The sequence below is a fragment of the Streptomyces sp. NPDC001157 genome, assembly GCF_053598255.1.
The window spans coordinates 13,273-28,078 of the sequence record NZ_JBSFJW010000039.1 but is presented as its reverse complement, the minus strand read 5'-3'; the positions used below and the strand labels follow the sequence as shown (position 1 = coordinate 28,078).

General features: G+C 75.2%; 1 protein-coding gene. It reads right to left on the bottom strand.

Going from position 1 to position 14,806, the window contains the following annotated elements:
* Positions 1-9: 9 nt before the first annotated feature.
* On the bottom strand, positions 10-14,805 hold the full coding sequence (locus tag ACWDAG_RS40155) for a type I polyketide synthase (RefSeq protein ID WP_450700533.1): 14,796 nt from the start codon (positions 14,803-14,805) through the stop codon (positions 10-12).
* Position 14,806 lies beyond the last annotated feature (1 nt).

The window sequence follows — 14,806 nt, the reverse complement described above, 5'->3', positions numbered from 1 at the left end:
GTCGGCCGGTCACGACGTGCCCAGCTCGTTGTCGATGAAGTCGAAGAGGTCGTCGTCGCTGGCCAGGTCGAGACGGTCCTCGGCCGTCTCGCCGGCCGTCGGGCGCAGGCTGCTGAGCAGGGTCTGGAGCCGGGCGAGCAGTTCCGCACTCGGCTCCGCGCCGGCGAGGGCCGCCTCCAGCTGGCCCAGTTCGGCCAGGCCTGTGGTGAAGCCCGTGGCGGCCTCGGGTGTCTCGGGGAGGAGTTCGGTGGCGAGGTGGGCCGCGATGGCCGCCGAGGTCGGGTGGTCGAAGAGCAGGGTGGCCGGGAGCCGCAGCCCGCAGGCCGCGCCGAGCCGGTTGCGCAGTTCGACGGCGGTGAGCGAGTCGAAGCCCAGGTCCAGCAGGCCTCGTTCGGCGTCCACGGAGCCGGGCCCGGAGTGTCCGAGGACGGTGGCGGCGTGGGTGCGTACCAGGTCCAGCAGGGTCCGGGTCCGCTGGGCCTCGGTCTGACCGGCGAGGGTGCGGCGCAGTGCGTCCGCCGCCTCGGGAGCGGCCGTCTCGCCGGTGGCGGCGGTGCGGCGGGCGGGTGCGCGGACGAGTCCGCGCAGCAGGGCCGGTACGCCGCCGGGGCCGGACCGGTCGGCGAGTGCGGCGGTGTCCAGGCGCAGGGGCAGCAGCGCGGGCTCACCTGTGGCGAGCGCGGCGTCGAACAGGCGGGCGCCCTCGTCGGGCGGGAAGGCGAGGATGCCGCCGCGGGCGATGCGCCGGAAGTCCGCCTCGTCCAGGCCGCCGCTCATGCCGCCCTTGTTGGCCCACAGGCCCCAGGCCAGCGATGCGGCGGGCAGTCCGAGCGAGCGCCGGTGCTGGGCGAGGGCGTCCAGGTAGGCGTTGGCCGCGGCGTAGTTGCCCTGCCCCATGCCGCCGAAGACACCGGCGATGGAGGAGAACAGCACGAAGGCCGACAGCTCGGCGTCCGCGGTCAGTTCGTGCAGGTTCCAGGCGGCGTCCGCCTTGGGCCGCAGCGCGGTGTCGAGCTGCTGCTGGGTCATCGCGTCGACGACACCGTCAGCGATCACGCCCGCCGCGTGGACGACCGCGGTCAGGGGCCGGTCGCCGGGGATGCGGGCCAGCAGCGCCGCGAGCGCGTCGCGGTCGGCGGCGTCGCAGGCCACGACCTCGGCCTCGGCTCCCCGTTCCGCCAGGTCGGCGACGAGTTCGACGGCGCCGGCGGCCGCCGGTCCGCGTCGGCTGGTGAGCAGCAGGTGCCGTACGCCGTGCTCGGTGGCGAGGTGACGGGCGATCACGGCGCCGATGGCTCCGGTGCCGCCGGTGATCAGGACCGTGCCGGGGCGGCCGAGGTCCGGGGCGGGGTCGCCGTCTCCGGTGTCGGGGACGTGTGCGAGCCGGGCCAGGTGCACCTGGCCGTCCCGCAGCGCCAGTTGGGGTTCGCCCGTGGCGACCGCGGCGGTGAGCGCCGTGTCGGAGGCTTCGGTGCCGTCGAGGTCGACGAGGACGAACCGGCCCGGGTTCTCGGTCTGGGCGGAGCGCACCAGGCCCCAGACGGCGGCCTGGACGGGGTCCGGCGCGTCGTCGCCGGGGCCGGTGACGACCGCGTGTCGGGTGAGCAGGACGAGGGCGGCGCCGCTCAGCGCCTCCTCGGCGAGCCATTCCTGGACCAGGGCGAGGGTGCGCCCGGTGACCTGGCGCACGGCCTCGGCCTGGCCCACGCCTGCTGCCGGGACCGGGGCGGCCACGAGGACGAACCCGGGCCGTACGGCCCCGTCGGAGACCTCCCGGGCGAGCCCGGCCAGGCCCGCGGCGGTACGGGTGATGCCATGGGCGGGTTCCTGCGCGACGAGTGCCCAGCCGTCGTCGGGGGCGACCGGTGCCGGCGCGGGCGCCGTCGGCCACTCGACCCGGTACAGGTCGTCGTGGTGGCCGGGGCGGACGGCGGCCACCTGGTCGGGCGCGACCGGACGCAGGCGCAGGGAGCCGACGTCGGCTACCGGGCGCCCGGTGGGGTCGGTGACCAGGACGGCCATCGCGTCGCGGCCCGCGGGGCGCAGCCGGATGCGCAAGGCGGTGGCGCCCGTGGCGTGCAGACGCACTTCGTTGAAGGAGAACGGCAGCCAGCCCTGGTCGGTGCCGTCGAGGACACCGAAGGCGAGCGCGTGCAGGGCGCTGTCCAGCAGGGCGGGGTGCAGTCCGAAGCGGGCCGCGTCGGCCCCGGTGCCGGACGGGAGTTCCGCCTCGGCGTACACCTCGTCGCCCGCGCGCCACACCGACCGCAGCCCCTGGAAGGCGGGGCCGTAGCCGAAGCCGTCCTCGGCGGACTGTTCGTACAGCCCGTCCAGGGCGACGGGTTCGGCGCCCAGCGGCGGCCACTCGGTGAGGGGCTCGGATGGGGCGGCGGAAGCGGTGGAGAGCAGGCCGCCCGCGCGCCGGACCCAGGGTCCGTCGGCCTGCCGGGAGTGCACCGAGAACGGGCGGGCGCCCGAGGCGTCGGGCGCGCCGACGGTGATCTGGAGGGTCACCGCGCCCCGCTCGGGCAGCACCAGCGGGGCCTGCAGGACGAGTTCGTCGACCTGGTCGCAGCCGGCCTCGTCGCCGGCCCGCAGGGCGAGTTCGAGCAGGGCGGTGGCGGGGACGAGGACGGTGCCGTAGATCCGGTGGTCGCCCAGCCAGGGGTGGGTGTGCAGCGAGATCCGGCTGGTGAACAGGTACCCGTCCGAGTCGGCGAGCGGGACGGCCGCGCCCAGCAGCGGGTGGTCGGCCGACTGGAGGCCGAGGGCGGTCGCACCGCCTGCCGGGGCGGTGGCCTCCAGCCAGTAACGCTCGCGCTGGAAGGCGTACGTGGGCAGGTCGGCCCGCCGCGCGTCGGTGCCGCGGAACACGGCCGGCCAGTCCACGGCCGTACCCCGCACACTGAGGTGACCGAGAGCGGCGGTGACGGCGTGGTCGTCGGGGCGGTCCTTGCGCAACAGGGGCACCAGGGGTCCGGCCGCGGTCGGGTCGGCAGGCTCGGGAAGGCAGTCGCGGCCCATGGCGCTGAGCGAGCCGTCCGGGCCGAGTTCGAGGTACGTCACGGCGCCCTCGGCGGCGAGGGTGCGCATGCCGTCGTGGAAGCGGACCGTCTCGCGTACGTGCCGTACCCAGTACTCGGGCGACGTCAGCTGCTGGGTGGTGGCCAGGGTGCCGGTGACGTCGGAGACGATCGGCACGGTGGGCGGCCGCAGGTCGAGCGAGTCCACGACCTGGCGGAACTCGTCGAGCATGTCGTCCATCAGCGGGGAGTGGAAGGCGTGGCTGACCGTCAGGCGCCGGGCCTTGCCGCCCGCCGCCTGCCAGCGCCCTGCGATGTCCGTGACGGCGTCCTCGGCACCGGAGACGACGACGGAGGCGGGGCCGTTGACCGCGGCCAGGGCCACCCGGTCCGCGTGGTCGGCGAGCAGCGGTTGCGCGTCCGCCTCGGAGGCGGTGAGCGCGACCATGGCACCGCCCTCGGGCAGGGCCTGCATGAGCCGTCCCCGGGCCGCGACCAGTGCGGCCGCGTCGCCCGCCGACAGGACGCCCGCCACGTGCGCGGCCGAGATCTCGCCGATGGAGTGGCCGAACAGCAGGTCGGGTTCGACCCCCCAGTGGGCGGCGAGCCGGAACAGGGCGACGTGCACGGCGAACAGGGCGGGCTGCGTGTACTCCGTCCGGTCCAGCAGCGCCGCGTCGGGGGACCCGGCAGGCGCGAACACGACGTCCCGCAGGGGCTTTTCGAGCAGCGGGTCGAGTACGGCGCACATCTCGTCGAAGGCGTCGGCGAAGACGGGTTGGCCGGCGTAGAGTCCGGCGGCCATGCCGGGTCGCTGGCTGCCCTGGCCGGAGAACAGGAACGCGGTCTTTCCGGTGACGGCCGTGCCGCGCAGTACACCGGCCCCGTCCGTCCCCTGCGCCAGGGCGCGCAGCGCGCCGGTGAGCGCGGGGCGGTTCTCGGCGACGAGCGCGGCCCGGTGTTCGAACGCACCGCGGGCGGTGGCCAGGGTGCGGGCGACGTCGGCGGTGGCGAGGCCGGGGTGGGCGTCGAGGTGGTCGAGGAGCCGCTCGGCCTGGGCGCGCAGGGCTTCGGGGCTGCGGGCCGACAGCAGCCAGGGCACGGCCGTGCCGTCGTCCTGTGTGCTCTCCCCTGCCTCCTCGGCCGGTTCGGCCGGCTCGGGGACGTGTTCCAGGATGGTGTGCGCGTTGGTGCCGCTGACACCGAACGACGAGACGGCGGCTCGGCGGGGGTGGCCGTTGTCCGGCCAAGGGGTGTCCTCGGTCAGCAGGGACACCGCGCCCGCCGACCAGTCGACGAACGGGGTCGGCGCGTCGACGTGGAGGGTGCGCGGCAGGACACCGTGCCGCATGGCGAGGACCATCTTCTGCAGGCCCGCGATACCTGCGGCGGCCTGGCTGTGGCCGATGTTGGACTTCAGCGAGCCGAGCAGCAGCGGCCGGTCGGCGGACCGCTCCTGTCCGTAGGTGGCGAGCAGGGCCTGCGCCTCGATCGGGTCGCCGAGCCGGGTGCCCGTGCCGTGCGCCTCCACCGCGTCCACCTCGGCGCCGGTCAGTCCGGCCGAGGCGAGCGCCTGGCGGATGACGCGTTGCTGGGAGGGGCCGTTGGGGGCGGTGAGGCCGTTGCTGGCGCCGTCCTGGTTGACGGCCGAGCCCCGTACGAGGGCCAGCACCGGGTGCCCGTTGCGGCGGGCGTCGGACAGCCGCTCCAACAGGACCAGGCCCGCGCCCTCGGCCCAGGCGGTGCCGTCGGCGGCGGCGGCGAACGGCTTGCAGCGGCCGTCCGCCGCGAGGCCGCGCTGCCTGCTGAACTCGATGAACGCGTCGGGCCTGGCCATCACCGTGACGCCGCCCGCGAGGGCCAGGGAGCACTCGCCGCCGCGCAGCGCCTGGGCGGCGAGGTGAACCGCGACGAGCGAGGACGAGCACGCCGTGTCGACGGTGACCGCGGGCCCCTCCAGGCCGAAGGTGTAGGCGACGCGTCCGGAGGCGACGCTGCCCGCGCTGCCGATGCCGAGATAGCCCTCGATCTCCTCCGTGGGCTGCTGGACGCGGGAGCCGTAGTCGCGATAGCTGGAGCCGACATAGACCCCGGAGCGGCTGCCCTTCAGCGACGTCGGGTCGATGCCGGCGCGTTCGAACGCCTCCCATGCCAGCTCCAGCAGCAGGCGCTGCTGCGGGTCGATGGCGAGGGTCTCGCGGGGCGAGATGCCGAAGAAGGCGGGGTCGAACCGGTCGGCGTCGTACAGGAACCCGCCCTCGCGGGCGTAGGTGCGGCCGACGGCCTCCGGGTCGGGGTCGTAGAGCTCCTCCAGGTCCCAGCCGCGGTCGGTGGGGAACGCGGAGATCGCGTCGGTGCCGAGGGACACGAGCCGCCACAGCTCCTCGGGCGTGGTGACGCCGCCCGGGAAGCGGCAGCTCATGGCGACGACGGCGATGGGGTCGTCGTCGGCAGGGACGGCTGCGGCAGCAGGGGTGCCGGGGGCGGCCGGCTCGGGCTCCGCGCCCCAGAGTTCGGTGCGGATGTGCTCGACGAGGGCGGTGACGGTCGGGTGGTCGAAGACGAGGGTCACCGACAGCCTGAGGCCGGTCGCCTCGGCGAGCCGGTTGCGCAGGTCGACGGCGGTCAGGGAGTCGAAGCCGAGGTCCTTGAAGACGCGGTCGGGCTCGATCGCACCGGGGTCCGGATAGCCGAGCACGGCGGCGACTTCGGTGCGGACGACGCGTTCGAGTGCGGTGAGCCGTTCGGCCGCGGGAAGGCCCGTCAGGGGGTTCGCGTCCGCGGCCGTGGAGTCGACGGCGACGGTGCGGGCGGCGGGCAGGTCGCGCAGCAGGGCGCTGGGGCGCAGCGCGGTGTAGGCGGGCAGGAAGCGTTCCCAGGCGAAGGCGCACAGCACCGGCCTGGTCTCGGCGTCGGACAGGGCCCGGCCGAGGGCGGTGAGCGCGAGCTCCGGCGGCATGGGCGGCAGGCCGTTGCGGACGAGTTGCTCGCTGGCGGCGCCCGCCGCGCTGTCCCCGGCCCACAGGCCCCAGGCGACGGAGGTGGCGGGCAGGCCCTGGGTGCGCCGCTGTTCGGCGAGGGCGTCGAGGAAGGCGTTGGCGGCGGCGTAGCTGCCCTGTCCGGTGCCGCCGAGGGTGCCGGCGAGCGAGGAGAACAGCACGAAGGCGGTCAGGTCCAGGTCCCGGGTGAGTTCGTCCAGGTTGAGAGCGGCATCCAGCTTGGGCCGCAGGACGGTGGCCGTCCGCTCGGGGGTGAGGGTGTCGAGGACGCCGTCGTCGAGGACGCCGGCGGTGTGCACGACGGCGGTGAGCGGGCGGTCGTCCGGGACGGCGGCGATCAGTGCGGCCAGGGCGTCACGGTCGGCGGCGTCGCAGGCCACGACCCGGGCCTCGGCGCCCAGTTCGGCGAGTTCCTGGACCAGGGCCGCGGCGCCGGGCGTGTCGGGGCCCCGCCGGCCGGCGAGCAGCAGGTGCCGGGTGCCGTCGGAGGCGAGCCGGCGGGCGAAGTGGGCGCCGAGCGCGCCGGTGCCGCCGGTGATGAGCACCGTGCCGGTGGGCGCCCAGGGCGTCGCCTCGGTCTGCGGCGCGGGGGGCGCCTGTTCGAGCCTGCGGCCGAAGGCGCCGGAGGCGCGGATGGCGATCTGGTCCTCGCCGTCGGCGCCCGCGAGGACGGCGGCCAGGCGGGCGCCGCTGCGGTCGTCGGGCTCGGCCGGCAGGTCGATGAGTCCGCCCCACCGCTCGGGGTACTCCACGCCCGCGACCGCGCCCAGTCCCCAGACGGTCGCCTGGAGCGGGCTGGTGAGGGCGTCGGAGCGGCCGACGGAGACCGCCCCGCTGGTCACGCACCACAGGGGCGCGGCGATCGTGGCGTCGCCGAGGGCCTGGAGCACGGAGGTGGTCAGGGCGAGTCCGGCCGGCAGCGACGTGCCGGAGGCGTACGGCTCCTGCGCCAGGGCGGCCAGTGACAACAGCCCGTCGGGGGCGCCGGATTCGTGCAGGCTGCGCAGGCGGGCGGTGAGCGTGTCACGGTCGGTCCCGTCGGGCGGGAGCTCCACGGTGACGGTGGTGGCACCGTGTCGGCCCAGTGTCCGCAGAACGCCCGCGGTCACGGGATGGTCCGCCGCCGTGCCGGGGACCAGGACCCACCAGGTTCCGGTCAGGGCCGGTGTGCCGGACGCCAGGGTGAGGGGCTTCCAGCCGACGCGGTGGCGCCAGCCGTCGATCGTGGTCCGGCTCCGACGGTCGCGCCACCAGTCGGCGAGCGCCGGCAGCACTCCGCTCAGGCCGGCGCGGGCGGCCTCGTCCGCCTCGGGCAGTCGCAGGGTGTCGGCCACGGCGGGCAGGTCCCGGCGTTCGACGGCGTCCCAGAAGGACGCGTCCACGGGCTCCCCGGTGTGCGCGGTGGTCGTGGCCGCGGTGGTTTCGAGCCAGTACCTCTGCTGTTGGAACGCATAGGTGGGCAGGTCGGCGTGACGGGCTCCGGTGCCCTCGAACGCGGGCCGCCAGTCGACGGAGACACCCCGGACGTGCGGCTCGGCGAGCGAGGTCAGGAAGCGGTCGAGGCCGCCCGCGCCGGTCTGCAGGGTGCCGGTGACGCAGCCCGTGCCGCCCGCCGCGTCCACGCTCTGCTGGAGCCAGACCGTGAGCATGGGGTGCGGGCTCGCCTCGACGAAGGTGTCGTACCCCGTGGTGATCAACGAGGTGACGGCCCGATGGAACTCGACCGGTTCGCGCAGGTTGCGGTACCAGTACCCGGCGTCGAGGGTCAGCGGGTCCACCGGGCCGCCGGTGACGGTGGAGCAGAAGGCGATGTCCGTCGGACGCGGGGTGACGTCGGCCAGGGCGTCGAGGATCTCGGTGCGCAGGGCGTCCACCTGGGGCGAGTGGCCGGCGAAGGTGACGCCCGGGATGCTCCAGCTGAGCACTCCGTCCTCGGCCAGCCGTTCGCCGATCTCCTCCAGTGCCCCGGGGTCGCCGGAGAGGGTCACGGACGTGGGCCCGTTGACGGCGGCGACGGCGACGCGGTCGCTGAAGTCGCTGATGCGCTCGCGCAGTTCGTCGGCCGCCAGCGCGGCGAACAGCATCGTGCCGTGCCCGACCAGCGGGGTCAGGGCGCGGCTGCGCAGGGCCACGACCTTCGCCGCGTCCTGAAGGGTCAGCGCCCCGGCGACACAGGCCGCGGCGATCTCGCCCTGGCTGTGGCCGACGACCGCGGCGGGTTCGATGCCGTAGGAGCGCCAGAGCGCGGCCAGCGACACCATCACGGAGAACAGCACGGGCTGGACCACGTCCACCCGCTCCAGCGGCGGACTGCCGAGTTCCTCGCGCAGTACGTCGGTCAGGGACCAGTCGACGTACGGGGCCAGGGCGCGTTCGCAGTCGGCGACGCTCTGGGCGAAGACGGGTGCGGTGTCGAGGAGTTCGGTGGCCATGGCGGACCACTGGGAGCCCTGTCCGGGGAAGACGAAGACGGTGCGGCCGGGTGCGGTGGCCGTGCCCCGGACCACGGCGGGGTGGGCCCGCCCGGCGGCGAGCGCGCCCAGGCCGTCGAGGAGGCCGTCGCGTTCGGTGCCGACGACGACGGCCCGGTGCTCGAATGCGGAGCGGCCGGTCGCCAGGGTCAGCCCGATGTCGGCCGGGCACAGTTCCGGCCGTTCGGTGGCGTGGGCGTACAACTGCTCCGCCTGGTCGCGCAGGGCCTGTTCGGTGCGGCCCGACAGGGTCCAGGCGATCGCGACGGGTGGTTGGCGGTCAGCGGGCCCGGCGGGTTCCTCGGCCTGCTCGACGATGACGTGTGCGTTGGTGCCGCTGAGGCCGAACGACGAGACTGCGGCGCGGCGCGGGTGTCCGTCCGCCTCCCAGGGCCTGGCCCGGGTCAGGAGTTCCACCGCGCCCGCCGACCAGTCGACGTCGGGTGTGGGTTCGTCGGCGTGCAGGGTGCGGGGCAGGACTCCGTGGCGCATCGCCTGGACCATCTTGATGATGCCGGCGACACCCGCGGCGGCCTGGCTGTGGCCGATGTTGGACTTCAGGGAGCCGAGCAGCAACGGCCGGTCGGCGGGCCGGTCCTGGCCGTAGGTGGCGAGCAGGGCCTGCGCCTCGATCGGGTCGCCGAGCCGGGTACCGGTGCCGTGCGCCTCCACCGCGTCCACCTCGGCGCCGGTCAGTCGGGCCGAGGCCAGGGCGCTGCGGATGACGCGCTGCTGGGCGAGTCCGCTGGGGGCGGTGAGGCCGTTGCTGGCGCCGTCCTGGTTGACGGCCGAGCCGCGCACGAGGGCCAGCACCGGGTGCCCGTTGCGGCGGGCGTCCGAGAGGCGTTCGAGGAGGAGCAGTCCGGCTCCTTCGGCGATGCCGAAGCCGTCCGCGCCGGCGCCGAAGGACTTGCAGCGGCCGTCCGCCGCGAGGCCGCGCTGGCGGCTGAAGCCGGTGAAGGACAGGGGCGTGCCCAGCACGGTGGCGCCGCCCGCGAGGGCCAGTGTGCATTCGCCCGACCTGAGTGCCTGGGCGGCCAGGTGGACTGCGACCAGGGAGGAGGAGCAGGCGGTGTCGACGGTGACGGCCGGCCCTTCCCAGCCGAAGGTGTAGGCGATGCGGCCGGACAGGACGCTGGTGGAGATCCCGGCGATGAGGTGACCCTCCACCTCTTCGGGGACGGCGCCCTGTCCGCCGTAGCCCTGATAGGCGGCGCCGGTGAAGACGCCGACCTGGGTGCCGCGCAGGGTGGCGGGATCGATGTGGGCGCGCTCCAGGGTCTCCCAGGCGATCTCCAGCAGGAGGCGCTGCTGGGGGTCCATGGCCAGCGCCTCGCGCGGCGAGATGCCGAAGAAGGCGGGGTCGAAGCGGCCCGCGTCGTGCAGGAACCCGCCGTCGGTGCTGTAGGTGGTGCCGGCGCGGTCCGGGTCGGTGTCGTAGAGCCGGTCGAGGTCCCAGCCGCGGTCGGCGGGCGGTCCGGAGACGGCGTCGCGGCCCTCCTCGACCAGCCGCCACAGGTCCTCGGGGGTGCGTACGTCGCCGGGATAGCGGCAGCCCATGGCGACGACGGCGATGGGGTCGGCGGGGTCGGCGGCCACGTGGGCGGGCAGGGCTGCCGCCGGGGCGTCGGGGCCGAGCAGTTCCTCGCGCACGTGGCGGGCGAGGGCGGTGGCGCTGGCGTAGTCGAACAGGACGGTGACGGGCAGCCGCAGCCCGGTGGCGGCATTGAGCCGGTTGCGCATCTCGACGGCGGTCAGGGAGTCGAAGCCGAGTTCGCGGAAGGCCCGCTCGGGCTGGACCGCGTCGGTGGAGTCGTGGCCCAGGACGGCGGCGGCGTGCTCGCGGACGAGGTCGGTCAGCAGCCGGTCGCGCTCGGCGGGGGCGAGCGGGGTCAGCCGTTCGCGGAGGGAGGAGGTGCCGCCCTCGGTGTCGGGCCGGGGCGCGGTCTCCTCGGCCAGGGCGCGGCGCACGTCCGGCAGGTCGCCGATGAGGGGGCTGGGCCGGGCCGAGGTGAAGACGGGGGCGAAGCGGTCCCAGTCGACGGCGGTGACGAGTTCGACGGCCGGACCGTCGGCGAGGACCTGGCCGAGTGCGGTCAGCGCGGTCGCGGGCCGCATGAACGGGATTCCCCGGCCGCGCAGTTGCTCCTCGACCAGGTTGGCGGCCATGCCGGCGCCGCCTTCGGGGTCCCAGATGCCCCAGACGACGGAGGTGGCCGTGCGGCCTCTGGCCCGCCGCTGGTCGGCGAGCGCGTCGAGGTAGGCGTTGGCGGAGGCGTAGGCGCCGTGGTCGCCGCTGCCCCAGACACCGGAGATGGAGGAGAACAGCACGAACGCGTCGAGGCCGTCGTGGTCGAAGAGGGCGTCGAGGTTGGCCGCGCCGGCGACCTTGGCGTACAGGGTCTCGGCGAACTCCTCGGGGTCGGTGTCGCCGAGCGGCACGAGCAGGCCGGTGCCGGCGGCGTGCACGACCGTCGTGATCGGGCCGTCCTGCTGTTCGAGGTCCCGCACGAGCGCGGCCAGCCGGTCGCGGTCGGCGACGTCGCAGGCGGCGACCGTGACCCGGGTGCCGTCGGCCCTGATGGCGTCGGCGAGTTCGGCCGCGCCGGGTGCCTCGATGCCCCGGCGTCCGACCAGTACCAGGTGCTCGGCGCCGCGGTCGGCCAGCCATCTGGCCAGGTGCGCGCCGACGCCGCCGGTGCCGCCGGTGACCAGGACCGTGCCGCGGGCGCGCCAGTCGTCGCGGTCCGCGCGGGCGGTGGTACGGCTGCGGACCAGGCGCCGCACATAGGCGCCTCCGGCGCGCAGCGCGATCTGGTCCTCGCCGTCCCAGCCGGCCAGGGCGCGGCACAGGCGGGCGCCGAAGCGTGCGTCGGGTGTCTCGGGGAGGTCGATGAGGCCGCCCCAGCGCTGCGGGTGTTCGAGGGCGGCCACCCGGCCCAGGCCCCACACCAGGTACTGAGCCGCGCTGGTGACGGCGTCGCCGCGCCCGGTGGTCACCGCCCCCTGGGTGGCGCACCACAGGGGGGCCTCCAGGCCGGCGTCGCCGAGGGCTTGGACCAGGCTCAGGGTGAGCGCGGTGCCGAGGGGGAGGTGCGGGCGGTCGGGACAGGGCCGCTGGTCCAGGGCGGTCAGGGACAGCACACCCTGGATCGGGCCCGCTTCCTCGACGGCCCGGCTCAGCCGGTCGGCGACGTCCGCGCGGTCGGCTCGGGTGCCTGTGGCGCCGAGCACCACGGGCACCGGGGCGGCGCCCGCCTCGCGCAGGGCCTTGAGGCAGGGGTGTGCGTCGACCGCCTCCGTGGTGGCGACCAGCCAGGTGCCGTCGAGGGTGGCCGGTCGTGCGGCCCGGACATCGGCGAGCGGGTGCCACTCGACGCCGTAGCGCCAGGAGTCGACGGTGGTCTGCTCGTCGCCACGGGTGCGCCAGTCGGCCAGGGCGGGCAGAACGGCGGAGAGCGGGGCCTCTGGGTCGACGCCCAGGGTCGTGGCGAGCCCCGTGAGGTCCTGCTCCCGCACGTTCTCCCAGAAGGCGTCCTGCAGCGGGTCCGCTGCGGCGCCGGTGCCGTCCCCGGTGTCGGCCGGTTTGCGCTGCAGCCAGTACCGGTCCCGCCGGAAGGCGTAGGTGGGCAGGTCGACCGGCCGCGCCGACCGGCCGGCGAAGAGGGTGTTCCAGTCGGGGGCGAGGCCGCCGGTGTGGGCCTCGGCCAGGGAGAGCAGGAAGCGGTCGACTCCGCCCTGGTCGCGGCGCAGGGTGCCGACGGCGACTGCGTCGGTCCGCGCTGCCTCGGCGGTCTGGTCGATCGCCATGGTCAGCACGGGGTGCGGGCTGGACTCGACGAAGAACCGGAAGCCCTCGGCGAGCAGTGCGCGGGTGGCCTCCTCCAGACGTACGGTCTGCCGCAGATTGCGGTACCAGTAGTCGGCGTCGAGGGTGCCGGTGTCCTGCCAGCGCAGGTCGACGGTGGAGTAGAACGGGATCTGTCCGGTGGTGGGGCGGATGTCGGCCAGGCTCTCCAGGAGCCGTTCGCGGATCTGCTCGACGTGCGGGCTGTGCGAGGCGTAGTCGACGGGGATCCGGCGGGCGCGGATGTCGGCTGCCTGGAGTTCGGCCACGAGTCCGTCGACCGCTTCGGTGTCGCCGGACACCACCATCGAGGCGGGGCCGTTGACTGCGGCGACCGACAACCGGCCCTCCCACCGCTCCAGATGGGCCGTCAGCTCGTCGGGGGCGAGCGGTATCGCGGCCATGCCGCCGCGTCCGGCAAGCTCGACGAGGGCGCGGCTGCGCAGGGCGACGACCTTGGCGCCGTCCTGGAGGGAGAGTGCCCCGGCTACCACGGCGGCGGCGATCTCGCCCTGGCTGTGTCCGAGGACGGCGTCCGGCTCGACGCCGTGCGCCCGCCACAGCTCGGCCAGTGACACCATCACCGCGAAGAGGGCGGGCTGGACGACGTCCACGCGCTCCAACTCGGCGGCGGAGCCGAGGACTTCCGTGAGGGACCAGTCGACGTGCGGGGCGAGGGCCGCCTCGCAGGCGGCCATCCGCTCGGCGAACACCGGTGAGGTCCGCAGGAGTTCGCGTGCCATGCCGGTCCACTGGGCGCCCTGTCCGGGGAAGACGAAGGCGACCCGTCCCGAGGCGCGCACCGTGCCCTGCACCAGCCCGGCGAAGGTGCTCCCGGTGGCCAGGGCGGTGAGCCCGGCCCGGAACCCGTCGGCCGAGTCTGCGACCACGACGGCGCGGTGCTCGAAGGCCGAGCGGGTGGTCGCCAGGGCTCGTGCGACGGCGGCGGTGTCGGCCGTGTCGTCCAGGGCCTCCAGCAGGCGCCCGGCCTGGGCCGTCAGGGCCTCCTCGGTACGGGCGGAGACGACCCAGGGCACAGCCGTGAGCGGCTTGGCCTGCGGCTCGGGCGCGGCCTCCTCCGCCAGGGGAGCCTCCTCGATGATCACGTGCGCGTTGGTGCCGCTGACACCGAAGCCGGAGACGGCGGCCCGGCGGGGCCGGTCCGCGTCGGCCGGCCAGTCCCGTGCCTCGGTCAGCAGCTCCACCGCGCCCGCCGACCAGTCCACCTGCGACGACGGCGCGTCCACGTGCAAGGTCTTCGGAAGCACCCCGTGCCGCAGCGCCTCCACCATCTTGATCACGCCGCCCACCCCGGCCGCCGCCGAGGAGTGGCCGATGTTGGACTTCAACGACCCCAGCCAGAGCGGCCGTTCACGCCGCTGCCCATAAGTGGCGAGCAGGGCCTGCGCCTCGATCGGGTCCCCCAGCCGGGTCCCGGTGCCGTGCGCCTCCACCGCGTCCACGTCGCCCGCCGACAACCGGGCGTCGGCCAACGCCGCCCGGATGACCCGCTGTTGAGCCGGGCCGCTGGGCGCCGTCAGCCCGTTGCTCGCCCCGTCCTGATTGACCGCCGTGCCCCGCACCACCGCCAGTACCCGGCGCCCGGCGGCCCGTGCGTCCGACAGTCGCTCCAGTACGAGCATCCCCAGCCCCTCGGACCAGGAGGTGCCGTCGGCGCCGTCGGCGAAGGCCTTGCAGCGGCCGTCGGGTGCCAGGGCGCGCTGGCGGCTGAAGGCGACGAAGGGGTCGGGGTGGGGCATGACGGTGACGCCGCCGGCGAGGGCGAGGCTGCACTCGCCGGACCTGAGGGCCCGTACCGCCAGATGCAGGGCGACCAGCGAGGACGAGCACGCCGTGTCCACCGTCACCGCCGGACCCTCGAGACCCAGGGTGTAGGAGACGCGGCCGGAGATCACACTGCCCGCGGTGCCGGCGTGCAGGAGTCCCTGGACGTCGGGCCGGTCGCGGGAGTCGTCGCCGTAGTCGTTGGTCATGGCGCCGATGAACACGCCGGTGGGGCTGGAGCGCAGGGAGGCGGGGTCCATGCCGGCGCGCTCCAGCGCCTCCCAGGAGGCCTCCAGAAGCATCCGCTGCTGCGGGTCCATCGCCAGCGCCTCGCGCGGCGAGATCCCGAAGAAGCCCGCGTCGAACTCCCCCGCCTCGTGCAGGAAGCCGCCGTGCCGGGTGCAGGAGGTGCCGGGATGGTCGGGGTCGGGGTGGTAGAGGGCGGAGGTGTCCCAGCCGCGGTCGGTGGGCCATTCGGAGATGGCGTCCCGGGCCTCGGCGACCAGGTCCCACAGTCGTTCGGGGGTGTCGGCGCCGCCGGGGTAGCGGCAGCTCGTGGCCACGATCGCGATCGGCTCGTGCCGGGCGTCCTCGGCTTCGCGCAGTTCGCGACGCGCCTCACCGAGGTCCGCGGTGGCCCGCCTGAGGTAGTCGAGGAGTTTCTGTTCGTCAGACATGATG